Raw genomic sequence first — 19,517 nt, forward strand, 5'->3', positions numbered from 1 at the left:
CTCCCGTTGTCTTGCCGGGCGTGCCGTCAGGTCTGCGCGATGAACTCGGCGATCAAGCCGGTGATTTCCTGCGGCGCATCCTCGAAGCAGTAATGCCCGACGCCGGCAAGGCGCCTCACCGGCGCCGCCGGGAAGATCGCGGAAAACAGCGGCAGGAAATGGTCTGCATGCAACGTGCGGTCCGCTTCGCCCCAGATCGCCAGCGCCGGCTTACTGCGGATCGCGCGATCGGCGGCGGGAGTCGGCGCCTCGAATTTGTGCGCCCCGGTCGCAAATCCCTTGGCCCATCCGATCGCACCGAGGCAGTCAGCCGGGCGCGCGAAAGGTGAGCCGTAGGCGGCAAGCCAGGCGTCGGTGATGACGGCGTTGTTTTCGAACCCGTTGAGTTTCAGCGTGCTCAGGATGTTGAAGCCGAGTTGGCCGAGAACCGGCTCGAGTTCACCGTTCGCCTCAGCAATTGCGATCCATTGAAACCAGGGCGAGACCTTCGCGTTCGCGGTGACGCGCGCGAACAGATCGCTCTGCCCGAACGGCGTCGGCCCGTTGGCCGAGATGATCCGGCGGATTCGATCCGGATGGCGTGCCGCGAGCCCCATGCCGACTGGCCCGCCGAAATCGTGCATGACAAGGGTGATGCCAGTGAGGTCGAGCGCTTGAACCAGGGCTTCGAGATTGTCGACGTGGTCCTGCAGCCAATAGCTGCGCTGGGCGGGCGTCGCGCTTTTGCCAAAACCCATGTGATCCGGGACGACCACCCGGTGCGCCGCGGACAGGACCGGCACGAGGTGGCGGAACAGATAACCCCAGGTCGGTTCGCCATGCAGGCAAAGCACCACCTCGCCGTGCCGCGGGCCTTCATCGACATAGTGCATCCGGAAGCCTGGAGCCGCGCTGAAGTGCGGCGTGAAGGGAAAGGTGCCGTCGAACGTCGCATCAGGCTGAATCATGGCTGGCCTCGGATGGTTTTAATTTGAAACCATCCTGTAGTCCTTGAGGTTTTACTTTGCAACCGATATATCGAGTCCTTGATCGGGCGGTCTTTCGGGCCGCGCCGCGATGAAGAGCGTCAGGCGGATCACGATGGCCAAGCGAGTGAGCCACAGGGACTCGATGTGCGGGGTGGCCCGGCCGCTCGATGCGATCGGCGACTGGTGGTCGTTGTTGATCGTCCGCGACGCGTTCGACGGGCTGCGCCGGTTCGGCGAGTTTCAGAGGAGCCTCGGGCTTGCCAAGAACATCCTCTCTGCCCGGCTCCGCAATCTGCTGGCGCACGGCATCATGGAGACCGTGCCCGCGGCGGACGGCAGCCCCTACCAGGAATATGTGCTGACCGAAAAGGGACGCGGCCTGTTCCCGCTCCTCGTCGCGCTCCGGCAGTGGGGCGAAGATTTCTTCTTCGAGCCCGAGGAGGCGCATGTGCTCCTGGTCGATCGAAAAAGCGGGTTGCCGGTGCGGCGACTCGAACTGCGCGCGCAGGACGGACGCGTCGTCGGAGCAGAAGATACGATGGTGCGGCTGCCGCAGGCTTCCGCCGGGAAAGGCATCGCGTGAGGCGCGCATGCGCCGCGTGGACACCGTCATCAGCAACTGGATCTTAACCCTCCTTGCCGCAGCATCGGCTGCGTGGAGGTTCGACCAATGCAGACATTCCGGATTTCGCTGAGCGATGGGACGCGGCAATTCCACACGGCGATTCAGGCGCCGGATCCCGCCTCCGCGCGCATCAAGGCCGCCTACTTCTTCGATATATCGAAGTGGCGGATCCTGAGCGTGTCGCTGACCGGAGCCAGTGTCGCGGCGGCGTAGTGGCTGCGTGCCTTACGCCATCCGGTCGAGCTCGGCGGCCGCAAGTCGTGCGATCGCAAGGTCGATCTCGGCGAGCGGATCCTCATCGCCGAGGAACCACGCTGCCGACAAGCCTGTCCAGGCGATGATCCATGACAGCAGGCGCCGGCGATCCAGCTTCGCTGCTTCCACGACGATGTCGAGACGCCGCGCAAAGCGGCCGGGTTCGGTTGCGACCGGCCGTGTCGGGTCGGCAAGATCGGGGTTGGTGAAGATGTTGGCGAAGTCGAAGCCGCGTTCGCCGACGAGATGCTTGGGATCGGTCGCGAGCCAGCCACGCGTGCCGAAGTCGAGCACATTGTCATGGTGCAGGTCGCCATGCAGCACCACGATTTCGCGCTGATCGCCGAGCAGCGCTTCGGCGATGTCGGCAGATCGGTTCAGGATGCCGCCGTGCGCCCTCGCCGCGGGCCACAACTCGCGGAACCAGTCTTTGAGTGGCGTCAGGTCCGGCCGCGGTTTCGCTCTCGGGGCGTGCATCCGGTCGGCCGTTGCACAGAGAATTCGGCAGGCCTCATCGTCGCGGCCGGTTCGCGCCGTGTCGCTCAGCGAAGCCGAACCCATCGCCCGTTCGAGCAGGAGCGCCTCGTCGTCATGGGCAAGGACCCGCGCCGCGCCGTCCCCATCCCACCACGCCATGACGATGCCGCCGAGACGTTCATCCGGTTCGTGTGACAATTTGAGCATCGCCGGTTCGCCGTGCCGCCGCACCGGCAGCAACCGTGCGGCGTGGGCACGATCGGGGCGCCGTCGGGGACAAGGCTCCAGGCCGAGAGATAGGGTTCGAACATCCAGGCAGGTTGGGTGGTGAAGGGCGTGACCGTCGTTCTAGTCATTGCCGGCGCGCGCTGTCATGCTGGTTCCCTGCGGCGCATCGTGGCAGGGCCGCTCCAACCGGTTCCGCGCTGCCCTGCCCATGTTGGCTGATGACAGCCCCCACCCATCTCGCGCTACAATGTCGTAGCCGGTGTGACGGAGGGTGTGGCGATGCCGCGAAAGGGAATTACCGGACACGACGAGTGGGTGGTCACCGAGGCCCTGGCAACGGCGCTGGTTGCGCTCGAGCAGTTGCCGTCGAAGCACCAGCCCCGCGCGCATATGGAGGATGTCCGGAAGATTCTGACCGCGCGATGCGAGGCCGGCGCCGTCACGCTGCATCTTGCGCAGGCCAAGTGCCGGTTGTTTCCCGATACCAATCCGCTGACCATCTATGAGGAATACGGCCTCAAGGATGGACTGGGGTAACGGCCGCCGCGTTGCCGGCCTGACCGGCCCTACTAGAAGAGCGAACGGCTACTCATGGCTGATGCGCCAGATCGTGCCGTTGCCGTCCTCAGAGACCAGCAGTGCGCCGTCGCGCGCCACCGTCACACCGACCGGTCGGCCCCAGACCTCATTGTCGCCGATGACAAAGCCGGTGACGAAATCCTCGTACTCGCCGGTTGGCACGCCGTCCTTCAGCCTGATGCGAATGACCTTGTAGCCGGTGCGCTTCGACCGATTCCACGAGCCGTGCTCAGCCGCGAAACCATCGCCGCGATACTCGGCCGGAAAGCTGCTGCCGGTGTAGAAGGTCAACCCGAGCGAGGCCGAGTGCGCCTGCAACAGCACGTCGGGGACAGTCACCTTGTCCTTGAGGTCGGGCCGTGCGCCGGCATGCGCGGGGTCTTCGTTGGCGCCGATATAGTACCAGGGCCAGCCGTAGAACGCGCCCTCGCGGATCCGCGTCACATAGTCGGGCACGAGGTTGTCGCCGCGGCCGTCGCGCTCATTGGTCGAACACCACGGCGTGCCGCTGCCGGGCTGGATTGCTAACCCCACGCAGTTGCGGATCCCGGTGGCGAACAGTTTCTGGTTCTTGCCGTCGGAATCGAAGGCAAGGACAGCGGCGCGATCGGTTTCCGATCCCCAGGCCGCGCCAAGCGCGTGAGCGCGACTCCAGACCTCGATGCCACCAGGAGGCTGGCCGAGCCCCTCGCCTGCATTGCCGGCAGAGCCGACCGATACCAGCATGCGCTTGTCGTCGAGCGTGAATACGATGTCACGCGTCGAATGGCCGTAGCCGTGAGGAAGATTTGCGACAATGGTCTCAGGCTTTTCCGACGCCTTGAGGTCGCCGTTGCGGTAGGCAAAGCGCACGACGCTGTCCGTGTTGGCCACATAGAGCCATTGCGGATTTTCGCCGCTCGGGAAGAACGCGATGCCGAACGGCCGGTTCAGTCCGGTTGCGTAGACCTCATTGGTCGCAGCCTTGGTGGCGCCGTCGGCGCTGCGTAGCACACGGATGCGGCCAGGGCCGGTTTCCGCGACAAAGATGTCGCCGTTGGGCGCGGTCCGGATGATCCGCGGTCCGCTCAGCCCGCTGGCAAACAGCTCGATCTTGAACCCTGCCGGCACCTGCGGCATCGCTGAAGGAGGTCGCTGCACGACGCGCGATGAATTGCTGCTGGAGGCCGTTGCGCCCGGCTTGGGCAGGTCCTGCTGTGTGATCAGACGCACCGTGCCTGGTCTGTCGCGCTGCCAGTCGCCGTACGCCTCCGTGCCTTTCAGGACCGGCTCGGCTGTCGTCCCGGTGATGCCGATCGCTGCGAGGATGACGACCGACAGGGTGGTGCCAACAAGTTTAATCCTGGACATATGCTTCTCGCGCTCGTTCCCTTGAGTCATAGCGCGCTTCGATCGCCAGCTGCGTTCACAATGTCGTCTGCCGTCAAGTCCTTAATGTCCCTTGGGCGGCGCCGTCAGATCGACCGGCTTGATAATCAACGCGAGCGGGATCATCACAAGGCCAATGATCGAGAGCAGCCAGAACACGTCGATATAGGCGAGAAGATCGACCTGCCGTTGCAGGGTCTGGCCGACCCATGCGATCGCCTGCGACGCCGCGTCCGACGCATTCGATCCCTGCGACTGGAAGTAGCGCGTCATCGTGTCGATGGTCTGCTGATATCCGAGATCGGACGGCGCGGCATGCTCGATCAGCCGGCTCTGGTGAAATTGCTGGCGTTGCGCCAGCGCCGTCTGGGCCAGCGCGACGCCCATCGATCCGCCGACGTTGCGCGCGACATTGATCAGCGCCGAGGCCTGGTTGGTCTTGTCCGGCGGCACGCCATCGTAGGACGCCGTCGTGACCGGCAGGAACAGGAATGGAAGTCCCGCGGAGAGGAAGATGCGCGCCAGCGCGGCGTAGCCATAGGTGATGTCGCCGTTCAGCCCGGTCAGATGCCACATCGAGAACGCGACGATGCAACCGCCGAGCGCAATCAGGTATTTCGGCTGGACGCGGCTGACGAGGTTGCCGACCACCGGCATCAGGATCAGCGTGACGATGCCGCCGGGTGACAGCGCGAGCCCCGCAAGCAGTGCGGTATAGTTCAGCTCGGTCTGCAGCAATTGCGGTATCAGCTGCGTCGACGAGATGAGGATCGCACCGGTGCACAGCATCACCAGGAAGCACGATCCGAACTGACGCCGCCCCAGCAGGCGAAGGTCGACGATCGGGTCCTCACGCGTCAGCTCCCAGGGGATCAGGGCGATCAGGCAGACCGCCGAAGCCAGCGCGAAGCCGATGATCATGTCGGACCCGAACCAGTCCTTGCGCTGGCCTTCGTCGAGCACGAATTCAAGCGAGCCGAGCCCGATCGCGACCAACACAAAACCGATGTAGTCAACGCGCAGCCCGTCCTTGAGCAATTTCCTGCGCTCCTCCTCGGCGCCGGACGGCTCCTTGACCAGCGTCCCGACCAAGAACAGCGAAAGCAAGCCCATCGGCACATTGATCAGGAATATCCAGTGCCAGGTGTAGGTATCGGTGATCCAGCCGCCGAGCGTCGGGCCGATCACGGGGGCAACCACAACAGCGACGCCATAGATCGCGAACGCCTGGCCACGCTTGGCCGGCGGAAACGAGTCGGCAAGAATCGCCTGCTCGCTCGTTGCCATCCCGCCGCCGCCAAGGCCCTGGATGATCCGGAACAGGACCAGCGCTTCCAGGCTCCAGGCAAAGCCGCACAACAGTGAGGCGAATGCGAACGTCGCGACACAGATCATGTAGAACCGCTTGCGGCCTATCACGGTCGACAGCCAGCCGGAGATCGACAGCACGATGGCGTTGGCGACGAGATAGCTGGTGATGATATAGGTGCTCTCGTCGATGCCGACCGCGAGGCCTCCCGCGATATGGCGCAAGGCGACGTTGGCGATCGTGGTGTCGAGCACTTCCATGAACGTCGCGATCGAGACGACGAAGGCAATCAGATAGGGATTGTGTCCGCCGGCCGCCGACCGCTCCGGCGACCACGCCGCGCCGCCGCCTGCAGCGACGTCGCTCATCGCACCCTGGTCCAGGGCACGACCGACATGCCCGGCCCGACCGGCACATCCGCCGGCCAGCTGTCGACCACGATCTTCACGGGAACGCGCTGCACGACCTTGACGAAATTGCCGGTCGCATTCTCGGCCGGCAGCAGGCTGAACGCGGTGCCCGAGCCCGGCTGAACCGAAGCCACGTGGCCCGTGAGCTTGCGGTCCGGGTAGGCATCGATCCTGATCTCGACCGGCTGCCCCGGACGCATGTCGGTGAGTTGCGTTTCCTTGTAGTTGGCGGTGATCCAGACCTCGTCAGGCACCAGCATCATGACGCTCTGTGCCGGCGCGACAAAGGTACCGACGGCGCCGCTCAGTTTGACGACGCGTCCGGACTGCGCCGCGGCGATGCGGGTGTATTGCAGGTTCAGCTTGGCTTGATCGAGCTGCGTCTGCGCCTGCTCCAGCGATGCCTTGCTGCTCTTGAGCTGCGCCTCGAGCGTCCTGACGCCGAGCTCGGCCGCGGTCACCGCCGTTCTCGCGCGGCTCGCATTGGCCTGTTGGGCGTCGAGATCCGAGCGTGTCTGCTGCTGGCGCTGGACGGTGCCCGCCCCCTTCTCGACGAGGTCTTGCGCGCGGGCGGCCTCCTGCTCGGCAAATTTCAATTGTGCTTCAGCCTGTTGCGCCTGCGCCCTGGCTTCCTTGATCTGCTCCTGCTGGCTGTCGATCTGCGCTTGCACGTTGGCGATGTTGGCCTCGGCGACCGCGACCTGAGCGCTGGCCTGATCGACCGCGATCTTGTAGTCGCGCTCGTCGATCCTTGCGAGGAGATCGCCGGCATTGACGTGCTGGTTGTCGGTGACGGGGACCTCGACGACATAGCCGCCGACCTTCGCTGCCACGGCAAAGCTGCGCGCGGCCACAAAGGCGTCATCGGTCGATTCATAGTGACGGATATTGAGCCAATAGTTCACGCCACCGACGAGCGCGATCAGGAACAGGCAGGCGCCGGCGATCGCGAGTATCCAGTGCTCGCGCAGCCGGTCGCGCATCGACGGCTTGCGCTCGGTCTCCTGCTGCGGTGAGGACATGTGGTCCGGCCGCGAGTTTTGCTCTGGGGCGCGCTCAGGCTGCCGCGGTTCCTCCACGGACGGCCCGCGCTCTCGGGTTTGGGCATCCACGGCAGCACCTCAGGCCACGAACGGGAGCGATGTCCCCCGACAACCGCAGCGTCAGGCGCTTGGTTCCTGTTTCGCGAGATGCACTACACGGCGCTGGAACTGACCATCGGCTTGCGCTCGGCCGCCGCCGACAGGTCGCGGAAGGCCGCCGCTTCGCCAACTGGCGCCTTGAGCGGAACTGTGAGCCGGCAAATCAGGCCCTCGGCGCGCCAATCGAAGTCGGCCCGTCCGCCGAGCTGGGTCTCGATGCTGGCGATGACGCTTCTGGTGCCGAAACCCTTCTGCTTCGGCTTGGTCACCGGAGGCCCGCCGGATTCCACCCAGGCCAGGATCAGCGTCTCGTCCTGCACCTCCCAGGTGATCGCGAGCCGGCCTGGTAGCACCGAGAGGCTGCCGTATTTGGCGGAGTTGGTGACGAGCTCGTGCAGCGCCAGCGCCAGCGTTTGCGCGGTCGCGGGCTGCAACTGCACCTCCGCGCCCTCGATCTGAATCTGCCCGGCTTCGGAATAAGGCGCGATCTCCTCGGTCACCAGCCGGCGGATCTCGGCGCCCTGCCAGCTCGACAGCGACAGCACGGTGTGAACGCGCGCCAGCGCCGTGATGCGGCCCTCGACCGCGCGCACATAGGCGGTGACGTTTTGCGCGCGCGTCAGCCGCACGATCGATTGCGCCAGCGCGAGCGCGTTCTTGGCGCGGTGGTCGACCTCACGGGTCAACAGGCTCTGCCGTTCCTCGGCCTTCTTGCGATCGGTGATGTCGACGGTGACGCCGCTCACCCGCACCACCCTGCCGTTCCTGTCGCTGGTGGCCGCGGCCGTGCCGACGCACCAGCGCACCTCGCCGTCCGGCCGCATGACGCGGAATTCGGCTTCATAGGACGTCTGTCCCTTGCCGAATCCGGCCCAGGCTTGCCGCAGCTCCTCGACATCGTCAGGGTGAAACAGCTGCTGGATGTTGTCGGAGGTCAGTGAGAAGGATTTCGGGTCGACGCCGAAGATCTTGTATTGCCCCTCGTCCCACATCCAGTCGCCATTGACCCAATCCCAGTCCCACGAGCCCATCTTGCCCGCGGCAATCGCCATGCTGCGGCGTGCCTCGCTCTCGACCAGCCGGGTGGTCGACTGCTCGAGCTCGGCGGTGCGCGCACGCACGCGGTCCTCGAGCTCGGCATTGAGACGTTCGAGCTGCCGTGTCTTGCGGTAGAGCTCGGCGAACACGCGGATTTTTGCGCGCAGCACTTCCGGCACGACGGGCACCGGAACGTAGTCGACTGCACCCATCTCATAGCCGCGCAGCCGGTCGATGTCGCTGACCTGGATCGCCGAGATGAAGATCATCGCAGTCTTCTGGAAACGCGGATGCTCGCGGATCATCGCCGCGAGTTCGAAGCCGTCGAGCTCGGGCATGCAGACGTCGACCAGGATGACTGCGACTTCGTTCTTGAGCAGGAACTCGAGCGCCTCGCGGCCCGACGAGGCCGCGACCAGCGTTTCGCCGAGCTCCTTCAGGATGACCTCATAGGCCAATAGCTTGGCCGGTTGGTCATCGACCAGAAGGATGTTTACCTTTTCATGGTCCATCATGTTCGATCGCCGATCAGCGATGCAACCACATGCGGATCGCCAGCAGCAGTTGCTCTGTGTTCACGGGTTTCGCCAGATAGTCGGATGCGCCTGCTTCCAGGCATTTCTCACGGTCACCTTTCATCGCCTTCGCAGTCAGCGCGATGATCGGCAGCCGCGCAAAGGCGGGGTTTTGCCGGATGGCGCCGATGGTCTGGTAACCGTCCATCTGCGGCATCATGATGTCCATCAGCACGATGGCGATCTTCGGATTGGATTCGACCAGCGATATCGCCTCGTGACCGGTTGTCGCAGTCAACACCTTCATACCTCGCCGCTCAAGCACACTCGACAGCGCGAAGATGTTGCGGGCGTCGTCGTCGACCAGCAGCGCGGTCTTGCCAATAAGATCCTCATCGGAACTATTGAGCTTCTCCAGCATCCTCTGTTTTTCGACGGGCAATTCCGTGATCACACGGTGCAGGAATAGTGACGTTTCGTCGAGCAGACGCTCCGGTGACTCCACACCCTTGACGACGATGCTGCGCGCCATCGTGTGCAGTTCCGCATCCTCTTCAGCCGAGAGTTCCCTGCCGGTAAACACCACAACGGGAATATTGGAGAGCGCATCGTCTTTGCGGATCTGATCCAGCACCTCGAACCCGCTCATGTCGGGCAGCCGCAGATCGAGCACGACGCAATCACACGGATTTTCGCGCAGCGTCGAGAGCGCCCCTGCCCCGGTCCCGCTGGTCACGATCTCGATATCCTCGTGCCCGAGCAACTCGGTGATGCTGAGCTGCTCCGCCGCATTGTCCTCGACGATCAAGAGGCGTTTGCGACGCGGTCTGGCGTATTCCTTGATCTGCGACAGCGCCGCGCTGACGCCTTCGGTCGTCGTTGGCTTGTTGACGAAAGAGAAGGCGCCGCGTGCCAATGCGTGCTGCCGATCCTCGTCGAGCGTGATGATCTGGACTGGAATGTGCCGGGTCAGCGGATTGTGCTTGAGCTGGCTCAGCACGGTCCAGCCCAGCATGTCGGGCAGGAAGACGTCGAGCGAGACCGCGCTCGGCTGGAATTGCTTGGCGAGATCGAGCGCCTCGGCGCCGCGGCTTGCGACCAGCACCTTGAAGCCCTTGTCGCGCGCGAGGTCGATCAGCACCCGCGCGTAATGCGGGTCGTCCTCGACGATCAGCAGGATGGTGTCGCCGGGCTCGAGCTCGAGCCGGTCATCCGGCAGTTGCTCGATCACGCGCTCCTGCACGCCTGTCGCCTGCAACGATGGCGCCGGCGAGTGCGGCATCGGCAGCGGTGCCTGCGGGCGCAACGCCACGGACGGTCCGGCGTATTTCAGCGGCAGATAGAGTATGAACGTCGAGCCCTTGCCAGGCGCGCTGCGCAGATGGATCTCGCCGCCGAGCAGGCTCGCCAGCTCACGGCTGATGGCAAGGCCAAGACCAGTGCCGCCGTATTTGCGGCTGGTGCCGGCATCGGCCTGCTGGAACGCCTCGAAGATCAGCTTCTGCTTGTCCTGGGGAATGCCGATGCCGGTATCCGACACCTCGAACGCAACGACGGCGGGCGCGGCGTTCAGGATCGGATGCTCGGCGCTCCAGCCGCCGAGCGCGGCCGACACTGTCAGGCTGACGCCGCCGTCAGCGGTGAACTTGAACGCATTCGAGAGCAGGTTCTTCAGCACCTGCTGCAGCCGCTTGGAGTCGGTGACCATGCTGCGCGCGAGGTTGGTGTCGACATCGATGCTGAAGGAAAGATGCCGGTTCTCCGCTTCATGCCGGAACGGCCGTCCAACCGTTTCAAGCAGGCTCGAGGTGAGAATTTCCTCGGCATCGACCGTCACCGTACCGGATTCGATCTTGGACAGATCGAGGATGTCGCTGATCAGGTTCAACAGGTCGGTCCCGGCGCCGTGAATGGTGCGGGCGAACTCGACCTGCTTGCCGGTCAGATTGCCGTCGGGATTCTCTGTGAGCTGCTGGCCCAGGATCAGGATCGAGTTCAGCGGCGTCCGCAACTCGTGCGACATGTTGGCGAGGAATTCGGACTTGTATTTCGAGGTCAGCGACAGCTCGGTCGCCTTCTCTTCCAGCGCGCGCCGCGCCTGCTCGATTTCCTGGTTCTTGCGCTCGACGTCGACATTGCGTTCGGCGAGCTGTTGGGCCTTCTGCTCGAGCTGGTCGTTGGTCTGCTGCAATTCCTTCTGCTGGGTCTGCAATTCACCGGCGAGCTGTTGCGACTGTTTCAGCAGCGCCTCGGTCTGCATCGTCGCCTCGATGCTGTTGAGCACGATGCCGATGCTGTCGGTGAGCTGTTCGAGGAAGGTGATCTGCGAGGTCGTGAATGACGAGATCGAGGACAGCTCGATGACGGCCTTGACCTGGTTCTCGAACAGCACCGGGAACACGACGAGGTTCTTCGGCATGATCCGCATCAAGGCCGAATTGATCGGTACCGCATCGCCGGGAATGTCCGAGACCAGGCGCTGGCGCTTGTCGAGTGCGCACTGGCCGATCAGGCCCTCGCCGAACTGGACGATCTGCGGATGCGGATTGCTGCTGTCGCTGGCATAGGCCGACAGGAGCCGCAGCTGCGCATTCTCGGGATTATCGACCTGGTAGATCACGCCCATATGCGCGTTGATCAGCGGCGCAAGCTCGGTCAGCAGCAGGCGGCCGACGGTCGCGAGATCGCGCTGGCCCTGCAACATGTTGGTGAAGCGCGCCAGATTGGTCTTCAGCCAGTCCTGCTCGGTGTTGCGCTCCGTCGTGAGACGGAGGTTGCCGATCATCGTGTTGATGTTGTCCTTGAGCTCGGCGACCTCGCCGCGCACGTCGACCTGGATCGACCGCGTCAGGTCGCCCTTGGTCACCGCGGTCGCGACTTCCGCGATCGCGCGCACCTGGGAGGTCAGGTTGGCCGCGAGCAAATTGACGTTGCCGGTGAGGTCCTTCCAGGTGCCGGCGGTGCCGGGCACGTTGGCCTGACCGCCGAGCCGTCCCTCGACGCCGACTTCGCGCGCCACGCTGGTGACCTGTTCGGCAAAGGTCGCAAGCGTTTCCGTCATGTTGTTGATGGTGTCGGCGAGCGCAGCCACCTCGCCCTTAGACTTCACCGTGAGATTTTGCTTCAGGTCGCCGTTGGCGACCGCGGTCACCACCTTGACGATGCCGCGCACCTGCTCGGTCAGGTTCGCCGCCATGACGTTGACGGTGTCGGTGAGGTCCTTCCAGGTGCCGGCGACGCCGCGCACCTCGGCTTGGCCGCCGAGCTTGCCTTCGGTGCCGACTTCGCGCGCGACGCGCGTCACCTCGCCGGCGAAGGCGTTGAGCTGGTCGACCATCGTGTTGATGGTGTTCTTCAGCTCGAGGATTTCGCCCTTCACGTCGACCGTGATCTTGCGCGACAGGTCGCCGCGCGCCACGGCCGTCGTCACTTCGGCGATGTTGCGGACCTGGGTAGTCAGGTTCGCGGCCAAGAGATTGACGTTGTCGGTGAGGTCCTTCCAGGTCCCGCCGACGCCGGGCACCACGGCCTGGCCGCCCAGCCGTCCCTCGGTGCCGACTTCGCGCGCCACGCGCGTCACTTCGGCGGCGAACGAGCGCAGCTGCTCGACCATCGTGTTCAGGGTGTCCTTGAGCAGCAGGATCTCGCCGCGCACGTCCACGGTGATCTTCTTCGACAGGTCGCCGCCGGCGATCGCGCTCGCCACCTCGGCGATGTTGCGGACCTGCGCGGTGAGGTTCGACGCCATGAAGTTGACGTTGTCGGTGAGGTCCTTCCAGGTGCCGGCGACGCCGGGCACTTCGGCCTGACCGCCGAGCTTGCCTTCGGTACCAACCTCGCGCGCCACGCGCGTCACCTCGCCGGCAAAGCCGTTGAGCTGATCCACCATCGTGTTGATGGTGTTCTTCAGCTCGAGGATTTCGCCCTTCACGTCAACCGTGATCTTGCGCGACAGGTCGCCGCGCGCCACCGCGGTCGTCACTTCGGCGATGTTGCGGACCTGCGCCGTCAGGTTGCCGGCCATCGAGTTGACGTTGTCGGTCAGGTCCTTCCAGGTGCCGGCGACGCCGGGCACGTTGGCCTGGCCGCCGAGGCTGCCGTCGGTGCCGACCTCGCGCGCCACGCGGGTCACCTCGCCGGCGAAGCGGTTGAGCTGGTCGACCATCGTGTTCAGCGTTTCCTTCAACTGAAGGATCTCGCCGCGGACGTCGACCGTGATCTTGCGCGACAGGTCGCCGCCGGCGATCGCGGTTGCGACTTCGGCGATGTTGCGGACCTGCGCCGTCAGGTTGCCGGCCATCGAGTTGACGCTGTCGGTCAGATCCTTCCAGGTGCCGGCAACGCCGGGCACTTCGGCCTGGCCGCCGAGCTTGCCGTCGGTGCCGACCTCGCGCGCCACGCGCGTCACTTCGCCTGCGAAGGCGTTGAGCTGGTCCACCATCGTGTTCAGCGTTTCCTTCAGCTGAAGGATTTCGCCCGACACGTTCACCGTGATCTTCTTCGACAGGTCGCCCTTCGCGACCGCCGTCGCGACCTCTGCGATGTTGCGGACCTGCGCGGTCAGGTTCGAGGCCATCGAGTTGACGCTGTCGGTCAGGTCTTTCCAGGTGCCGGCAACGCCGCGCACCTCGGCCTGGCCGCCGAGCTTGCCTTCGGTACCGACCTCGCGCGCCACGCGCGTCACCTCGCCCGCGAAGGCGTTGAGCTGATCCACCATCGTGTTGATGGTGTCCTTCAGCTCGAGAATTTCACCGCGCACGTCCACCGTGATCTTCTTCGACAGGTCGCCGTTGGCGACCGCGGTGGTGACCCCGGCGATATTGCGGACCTGGGCGGTCAGGTTCGAGGCCATGAAGTTGACGTTGTCGGTCAAATCCTTCCAGGTGCCTGCGACGCCGAGCACGTTGGCCTGGCCGCCGAGCTTGCCTTCGGTGCCGACCTCGCGCGCAACGCGCGTCACTTCGGACGCGAAGGCGTTGAGCTGGTCGACCATGGTGTTGAGCGTTTCCTTCAGCTGAAGGATCTCGCCCGACACGTTCACCGTAATCTTCTTCGACAGGTCGCCGCCGGCGATCGCGGTCGCGACGTCGGCGATGTTGCGGACCTGCGCGGTCAGGTTCGACGCCATGAAGTTGACGTTGTCGGTCAGATCCTTCCAGGTGCCGGCGACGCCGGGCACCTGGGCCTGGCCGCCGAGCTTGCCCTCGGTGCCGACCTCGCGCGCCACGCGCGTCACTTCCGACGCAAACGAGTTGAGCTGGTCCACCATCGTGTTGATGGTGTCCTTCAGCTCGAGGATTTCGCCGCTGACGTCGACCGTGATCTTGCGCGACAGGTCGCCGCGCGCCACGGCCGTGGTCACGTTGGCGATGTTGCGGACCTGTGCAGTCAGATTGCCGCACATCGCGTTCACGGAGTCGGTGAGGTCCTTCCAGGTACCGGCAACGCCCGGCACGATCGCCTGGCCGCCGAGCTTGCCGTCGGTACCGACTTCGCGCGCCACGCGCGTCACTTCCGATGCGAATGAACGCAGCTGATCGACCATCGTGTTGATGGCCTCCTTCAGCTGCAGGATCTCGCCGCGAACGTCGACCGTGATCTTCTTGGACAAGTCGCCGTTGGCGACCGCGATCGTCACCTCGGCGATGTTGCGGACCTGGCCGGTCAAATTGTTGGCCATCGAGTTGACGCTCTCGGTCAGGTCCTTCCAGACGCCGGTCACTTCCGGTACCTGGGCCTGGCCACCGAGCTTGCCTTCGGTGCCGACTTCGCGGGCGACGCGCGTCACCTCCGAGGTGAACACCGAGAGCTGCTTGATCATCGTGTTGACGATGTTCGCCGACTGCAGGAATTCACCGCGCAGCGGCCTGCCCTCGACGTCGAGTTGCACGGTCTGCAGCAGATCGCCCTGCGCCACCGCGGCGACCGCGCGGGTGACTTCGCGGGTCGGCCACAAGAGATCGTCGATCAGCGTGTTGACCGAACTTTCCATGTCGGCCCACGCGCCACTGGCGAGGCCGAAATTGACGCGCTGGCGGGTCTGTCCTTCGCGGCCGACGACCTGCCCGACGCGTGCCAATTGCTGCGCCATGCGCTCGTTGGCGGCGGCGATTTCGTTAAAGGCGTCTGCGATCTTGCCGTCGATGCCGAGATAATCGCCACGCATCCGCACCGAGAAGTCGCCGCCGCGCATCGCCTGCAGCGACTGCAGCAGATCGTGCGAGGAATCGAGACTTCCATTCGATGATTGGGCGCGGCGTGTATCAGCACGGGGACGAGGCGGAGAACCGAGATCGGTCATGGAATTTCCCCTACGCGCTGGCTACGAATCCGGGGACTCGGAAAAGCCAGTGTGACCATAAGAATGACTGCCTTGGATCTATTCAAGCGGGAAAACGCCAAAACCACGATTTGTGACGCAAACCGAGTGGCTTAATGGTGAATGGAACCAAAAGTTCCAAAGACGAATGAAACTTTTTCGCGAAACGTTGCTAGCGATCCGCCGGCCAGGTTCGCCGCACCAATTGCACGCGCTCGATGCGGCTGCATTGCTCGCAGCGATACTGAAGAATGTCCCTGCCCTCGCTGCCAGGAGAGCTGCTCTCGAGCCGCATCGTCCTGACGCAGCTGATGCAGGAGATCAGCGTCAGCAGCGGGCTGCGATCGTCATTCATCGATGCCCGCGGTGGTGCGGTCGGATCGGCGATCATGGCGCTGGGCGATGCTATGGTGTTGGCTCTCACCACAAGAAAATGCCGATCCTGCGGCTCGGGTTCCGACCCGGAAACCCGATTTAGGCTCAAGGCGGCGTGTCGGCCCTGGTTCAGCCGAGCCGCCGGATCACACCCTGGTGTTACTGAGGCCCGGTTTGGGCTTGGCCTGCTTGGTCTTCTCCGCCTTGGCCTTGTCAGCCTTGGCCTTGTCAGTCTTGGCCATTGCAATCGGGCGATCCGCATAGCTTCGGCTGAGCCGCTCGCGAACGGTCGGGAGGCGCTCACCGCCACCAGCGGCCTTCCATCGGCCGATCAGCTCGGTGACTTCGGCGCGCATCGCCATCAGCCGGTAGGACGCTTCGCTGCAATCCAGGTCGCGATTGACCTGGTCCCGGATCGACGCTTCGATCAAGGTCATCTCAGCCCGCAAAGTGCTGATCCTGCGACGAATTTCATTGATCTTGTTGTCCATGTCTTGTTAGAACAAAAATAGAACATATTGTCAAGTCACGATCCGGCAAGCGAGGTGGATGATGAGCATGGCAGCGGTGAAGTTTGGCGGGGTTGCGGACCGGCTGGGCGGGCTGATGTCCCGCGCCCAGGCGCTGCGGTTGAGGAGCCTGGCCGAGGAGGCCTACCAGCCGAACCAATACGCGCGCGACCTGACGTCAGAGGAAGCCGAACGGCGCATCGATGCCCTGCGGGCGGAGATTGCGCTGGCGGACTCGTTCTAACCCCCGGCGAGCCGGACACTCCCTTAAGGCTTTGATAGAGCGGCGCAGCTAGGTCTGTTCTGTTATGGCTGCTTGGCCGCTGCATGACCTTTGGGGGAGCCTTTCGTGCTGGAGCTGGAGAAGCGGTCGCCGCTTGCGTTCCCGATCACGCTGAAAGACGGGCGAATACTCGCGACGATTGGCGATGCCGCGGACTATCTGTCAGCGCTGAACGCCGATCAGCGCGAGCGCGGCTATTGGAAGACGGCTATCTTGATGTTCAACAACGCGATGCGCGAACCCAGCTATCTGAGGATCGCAACGATCAACATGCGCTCTGCCCTTGTGTATGACCGCCTCATCGACGACGTCGGCCCCTGATTGTGGCGCAGCAGCTACAGCCGAATCGGCGGTGGTTGCGTAGGGCCGTCTTCGTTATGGCCGCAAACAAGGTAACGGCGGTACACGCGACGGCCGGGCGCAATGCATTTCGGCCGCACTCTCGGGCCGCCTCGGAGGGCCAAGGCGGCCCATTTCTTTTCAAAGCAACTTTGCGCGGACGAACAACGTCCGCAGCGCGTTGGTCGCTTGCACCGTCAGCATCGCGTTCCCTGCCGCGCGCTCCAGCGCAACCAGCGCTTCGTCATGCAGGGAGCGGAACTCCATCCATTCGACGGCGCTGAGATTGCTGATGAAGCGGTAGGCCTGGCCGACGGTCGCGAGCGTCACCGTCTCGCCGTTCAGCCGCACCTGGAATATCGCCTTCAGCGGCGTATCGGATTTGGAAACGTCACCCATGGCGGGGTTGTGCTCCGCGCCGCGTTAATGTCAATCTAATTTCTCTGCGCCCGCGCAGGTCCGCCTGCCTCACTGAATCGCATTGTCTGTTAGCGTTTCGTGGGGGTGATTCGTGCCTGATCTTGACAACACAGCCTATCTCGATGCGCTCAATTCCGAGCAGCGCCGCGCCGTCGAGCACGGCGTCGGCAAGGATTGCATCGTCGGCGCGCCATTGCTGGTGATCGCCGGCGCGGGCTCCGGCAAGACCAACACGCTCGCCCATCGCGTCGCGCATCTGATCGTCGCCGGCGCCGATCCGCGCCGCATCCTGTTGATGACCTTTTCGCGGCGCGCCGCCGCCGAGATGGCAGGCCGCGTCGAACGCATTGCACGGCGCGTGCTCGGCGACCGCGCCTCCGTCATGACTGATGCGCTGAATTGGGCCGGCACGTTCCATGGCGTCGGCGCGCGGCTGCTCCGCGAATTCGCCGAGCGCATCGCCCTCGACCCGGCCTTCACGATCCATGACCGTGAGGACTCCGCCGACCTGATCAACCTGGTCCGCCATGACCTCGGCTTCTCCCGCACCGAAAGCCGGTTCCCGACCAAAGGCACCTGCCTTGCGATCTATTCGCGCTGCGTGAATTCGGAGATGCCGATCGAAGCCGTGCTCGGCCAGTTCTTCCCATGGTGCTCCGGCTGGGCCGGCGAGCTGAAGCAATTGTTTGCGGCCTATGTCGAAGCCAAGCAGCGGCAGAACGTGCTCGATTACGACGACCTCCTGCTCTACTGGGCGCAGATGGTGACCGACCCGGCGCTGGCCGAAGAGATCGGCGGCCGCTTCGACCATGTGATGGTCGACGAATATCAGGACACCAACCGCCTGCAATCTTCCATCCTGCTCGCGCTCAAGCCGGCAGGACGCGGGCTCACCGTGGTTGGCGACGACGCGCAGTCGATCTATTCGTTCCGTGCCGCGACGGTGCGCAACATCCTGGACTTCCCGGCGCAGTTCAACCCGGCCGCCGAGATCGTCACCCTCGATCGCAACTATCGCTCGACCCAGCCGATCCTGTCGGCCGCCAATGGCGTGATCTCGCTCGCCAAGGAACGCTTCACCAAGAACCTGTGGACCGACCGGACCTCGACCCGCAAGCCGCAGCTGGTCACGATCCGCGACGAGGCCGATCAGGCCCGCTACATCGTCGAGCAGGTGCTTGCCAACCGCGAGGAAGGCACCCTGCTGAAGCACCAGGCGGTGCTGTTCCGCACCTCCTCGCACAGCGGACCGCTCGAGGTCGAGCTGACCCGCCGCAACATTCCGTTCGTGAAGTTCGGCGGCCTCAAATTCCTCGATGCCGCGCACGTCAAGGACATGCTGGCGCTGCTGCGCTTCGCGGCCAATCCGCGCGACCGGGTCGCCGGCTTTCGCATCCTGCATCTGTTGCCCGGCGTCGGGCCGGCCTCGGCGCAGCGTGTGCTCGACCACATGGCCGAGGCCGCCGATCCGATTGCGGCGCTTGTCGCGCTGCCGGCCCCGCCCCGCGCCGGCGCCGACTGGTGGCTGTTCGTCGAGGCGATCGAGAATTTGCGCTACTCGGAATGGCCCGTCGACATCGAGCGCGCGCGCCTGTGGTACGAGCCCCATCTCGATCGCATCCATGAGGACAGCGAAGTCCGCCGCGCCGACCTCATCCAGCTCGAACAGATCGCGGCCGGCTATCCGTCGCGCGAGCGCTTCCTCACCGAGCTCACGCTCGATCCGCCCGACGCGACCAGCGACCAGGCCGGCGTGCCGCTGCTCGACGAGGATTACCTGATCCTGTCGACCATCCATTCCGCCAAGGGACAGGAGTGGAAGTCCGTTTACGTGCTCAACGTCGTCGACGGCTGCATGCCCTCCGACCTCGGCGCCGGCACCTCGGCCGAGCTCGAGGAGGAGCGCCGCCTGCTCTATGTCGCGATGACCCGCGCCAAGGACGATTTGCATCTCATGGTGCCGCAGCGCTTCTTCGTCCACGGCCAGGCCGCCAAGGGCGACCGCCATATGTACGCCTCTCGCACCCGCTTCATCCCGGAACGGCTGCTGCCGATGTTCGAGCGAACCACTTGGCCGCGCGCCGCAGCCGCGCAAGCCTCCTCCGCCAGCCGCGCGCCGCCGATCGACATCGGCGCCCGGATGCGCGGCATGTGGCGCTGACGAAAATCCTGGCCACGGCCGGAACGAAGCCGCCAACGCTGCGTTGAGGCAGAGTTCGTAATCGGCAAACGACCATCCCCGACGGCTTCGGCGCGGTGCTCCGCGCGGGAGCCGTCTTTTTGTTGCGCCGCGTCAATTCACGCAGGAAACAGCGCAACCGGGTGGTCGAAGCCCTTCAGGGTAAGATCGGAACCGGC

15 protein-coding genes and 1 pseudogene are annotated in these 19,517 nt (G+C 64.5%); 6 read left to right on the forward strand and 10 right to left on the reverse strand.

Annotation, left to right across the window (positions count from 1 at the left end; translation table 11 throughout):
- Positions 1-26: 26 nt before the first annotated feature.
- Positions 27-947 carry an alpha/beta fold hydrolase gene (locus QDT69_RS06400; protein ID WP_279705782.1) on the reverse strand — a complete coding sequence of 307 codons (921 nt, stop codon included), beginning with the start codon at positions 945-947 and terminating at the stop codon, positions 27-29.
- A 163-nt stretch (positions 948-1,110) separates the two neighbouring features.
- Between QDT69_RS06400 and QDT69_RS06405 the strand changes: the two genes are divergently transcribed.
- Both QDT69_RS06405 and QDT69_RS06410 read left to right on the forward strand, forming a co-directional pair.
- Positions 1,111-1,551 (forward strand): helix-turn-helix domain-containing protein, encoded by a 441-nt coding sequence (locus tag QDT69_RS06405; protein ID WP_279706180.1) that lies wholly within the window; start codon positions 1,111-1,113, stop codon positions 1,549-1,551.
- 87 nt (positions 1,552-1,638) lie between these two features.
- Positions 1,639-1,806, forward strand: a complete 168-nt coding sequence (locus QDT69_RS06410; protein ID WP_167351835.1) for a hypothetical protein — start codon at positions 1,639-1,641, stop codon at positions 1,804-1,806.
- 12 nt (positions 1,807-1,818) lie between these two features.
- Here the strand turns inward: QDT69_RS06410 and QDT69_RS06415 are convergent.
- Positions 1,819-2,636, reverse strand: a pseudogene (locus QDT69_RS06415) (aminoglycoside phosphotransferase family protein).
- A 196-nt stretch (positions 2,637-2,832) separates the two neighbouring features.
- On the opposite strand from QDT69_RS06415, the gene QDT69_RS06420 reads away from it, so the two are divergent.
- Complete coding sequence (locus tag QDT69_RS06420) at positions 2,833-3,090, forward strand: hypothetical protein (RefSeq protein WP_021081918.1); 258 nt, start codon at positions 2,833-2,835, stop codon at positions 3,088-3,090.
- A gap of 48 nt (positions 3,091-3,138) precedes the next feature.
- Here QDT69_RS06420 and QDT69_RS06425 read toward each other — a convergent pair whose 3' ends face one another.
- From QDT69_RS06425 to QDT69_RS06455, 7 genes are all read right to left on the reverse strand, one after another.
- Positions 3,139-4,482: a sorbosone dehydrogenase family protein gene (locus tag QDT69_RS06425; RefSeq protein ID WP_279705783.1), complete on the reverse strand. Its 1,344-nt coding sequence runs from the start codon at positions 4,480-4,482 to the stop codon at positions 3,139-3,141.
- Positions 4,483-4,563: 81 nt separating this feature from the next.
- Positions 4,564-6,177 carry a DHA2 family efflux MFS transporter permease subunit gene (locus QDT69_RS06430; RefSeq protein ID WP_279705784.1) on the reverse strand — a complete coding sequence of 538 codons (1,614 nt, stop codon included), beginning with the start codon at positions 6,175-6,177 and terminating at the stop codon, positions 4,564-4,566.
- Positions 6,174-7,331, reverse strand: coding sequence for an HlyD family secretion protein (locus QDT69_RS06435; RefSeq protein ID WP_279705785.1), 1,158 nt, complete (start codon positions 7,329-7,331; stop codon positions 6,174-6,176). The genes QDT69_RS06430 and QDT69_RS06435 overlap by 4 nt, the downstream gene beginning before the upstream one ends.
- A gap of 83 nt (positions 7,332-7,414) precedes the next feature.
- On the reverse strand, positions 7,415-8,911 hold the full coding sequence (locus QDT69_RS06440) for an HWE histidine kinase domain-containing protein (RefSeq protein WP_279706181.1): 1,497 nt from the start codon (positions 8,909-8,911) through the stop codon (positions 7,415-7,417).
- 16 nt (positions 8,912-8,927) lie between these two features.
- Positions 8,928-15,107: a HAMP domain-containing protein gene (locus QDT69_RS06445; RefSeq protein WP_279706182.1), complete on the reverse strand. Its 6,180-nt coding sequence runs from the start codon at positions 15,105-15,107 to the stop codon at positions 8,928-8,930.
- A gap of 298 nt (positions 15,108-15,405) precedes the next feature.
- The gene (locus QDT69_RS06450; RefSeq protein WP_279705786.1) at positions 15,406-15,588 is read right to left on the reverse strand and encodes a hypothetical protein; all 183 of its coding nucleotides are present in this window, start codon (positions 15,586-15,588) and stop codon (positions 15,406-15,408) included.
- Between the two features lie 166 nt (positions 15,589-15,754).
- Positions 15,755-16,045: a hypothetical protein gene (locus QDT69_RS06455; protein ID WP_279705787.1), complete on the reverse strand. Its 291-nt coding sequence runs from the start codon at positions 16,043-16,045 to the stop codon at positions 15,755-15,757.
- A 121-nt stretch (positions 16,046-16,166) separates the two neighbouring features.
- Between QDT69_RS06455 and QDT69_RS06460 the strand changes: the two genes are divergently transcribed.
- Both QDT69_RS06460 and QDT69_RS06465 read left to right on the forward strand, forming a co-directional pair.
- Entirely contained in the window at positions 16,167-16,361 is a 195-nt protein-coding gene (locus tag QDT69_RS06460; RefSeq protein ID WP_279705788.1) for a DUF3072 domain-containing protein, read from the forward strand.
- 105 nt (positions 16,362-16,466) lie between these two features.
- A complete protein-coding gene (locus QDT69_RS06465) occupies positions 16,467-16,721 on the forward strand; it encodes a hypothetical protein (RefSeq protein WP_279705789.1) in 255 nt (84 codons plus the stop codon).
- Positions 16,722-16,880: 159 nt separating this feature from the next.
- Here QDT69_RS06465 and QDT69_RS06470 read toward each other — a convergent pair whose 3' ends face one another.
- Positions 16,881-17,138: a hypothetical protein gene (locus tag QDT69_RS06470; protein ID WP_074127113.1), complete on the reverse strand. Its 258-nt coding sequence runs from the start codon at positions 17,136-17,138 to the stop codon at positions 16,881-16,883.
- Between the two features lie 112 nt (positions 17,139-17,250).
- Here QDT69_RS06470 and QDT69_RS06475 point away from each other — a divergent pair, with 112 nt between their 5' ends.
- Positions 17,251-19,320, forward strand: a complete 2,070-nt coding sequence (locus tag QDT69_RS06475; protein ID WP_279705790.1) for an ATP-dependent helicase — start codon at positions 17,251-17,253, stop codon at positions 19,318-19,320.
- Positions 19,321-19,517: the final 197 nt, after the last annotated feature.

It is taken from the genome of Bradyrhizobium sp. CER78, assembly GCF_029846235.1.
GTDB lineage: Bacteria > Pseudomonadota > Alphaproteobacteria > Rhizobiales > Xanthobacteraceae > Bradyrhizobium.

Bases quoted from the DNA above. Each gene is read 5' to 3' on its own strand.
- QDT69_RS06400 (WP_279705782.1), bottom strand. From the start codon at position 947: ATGATTCAGCCTGATGCGACGTTCGACGGCACCTTTCCCTTCACGCCG.
- QDT69_RS06405 (WP_279706180.1), top strand. From the start codon at position 1,111: ATGTGCGGGGTGGCCCGGCCGCTCGATGCGATCGGCGACTGGTGGTCG.
- QDT69_RS06410 (WP_167351835.1), top strand. From the start codon at position 1,639: ATGCAGACATTCCGGATTTCGCTGAGCGATGGGACGCGGCAATTCCAC.
- QDT69_RS06420 (WP_021081918.1), top strand. From the start codon at position 2,833: ATGCCGCGAAAGGGAATTACCGGACACGACGAGTGGGTGGTCACCGAG.
- QDT69_RS06425 (WP_279705783.1), bottom strand. From the start codon at position 4,482: ATGTCCAGGATTAAACTTGTTGGCACCACCCTGTCGGTCGTCATCCTC.
- QDT69_RS06430 (WP_279705784.1), bottom strand. From the start codon at position 6,177: ATGAGCGACGTCGCTGCAGGCGGCGGCGCGGCGTGGTCGCCGGAGCGG.
- QDT69_RS06440 (WP_279706181.1), bottom strand. From the start codon at position 8,911: ATGGACCATGAAAAGGTAAACATCCTTCTGGTCGATGACCAACCGGCC.
- QDT69_RS06445 (WP_279706182.1), bottom strand. From the start codon at position 15,107: ATGCGCGGCGGCGACTTCTCGGTGCGGATGCGTGGCGATTATCTCGGC.
- QDT69_RS06450 (WP_279705786.1), bottom strand. From the start codon at position 15,588: ATGAATGACGATCGCAGCCCGCTGCTGACGCTGATCTCCTGCATCAGC.
- QDT69_RS06455 (WP_279705787.1), bottom strand. From the start codon at position 16,045: ATGACCTTGATCGAAGCGTCGATCCGGGACCAGGTCAATCGCGACCTG.
- QDT69_RS06460 (WP_279705788.1), top strand. From the start codon at position 16,167: ATGGCAGCGGTGAAGTTTGGCGGGGTTGCGGACCGGCTGGGCGGGCTG.
- QDT69_RS06470 (WP_074127113.1), bottom strand. From the start codon at position 17,138: ATGGGTGACGTTTCCAAATCCGATACGCCGCTGAAGGCGATATTCCAG.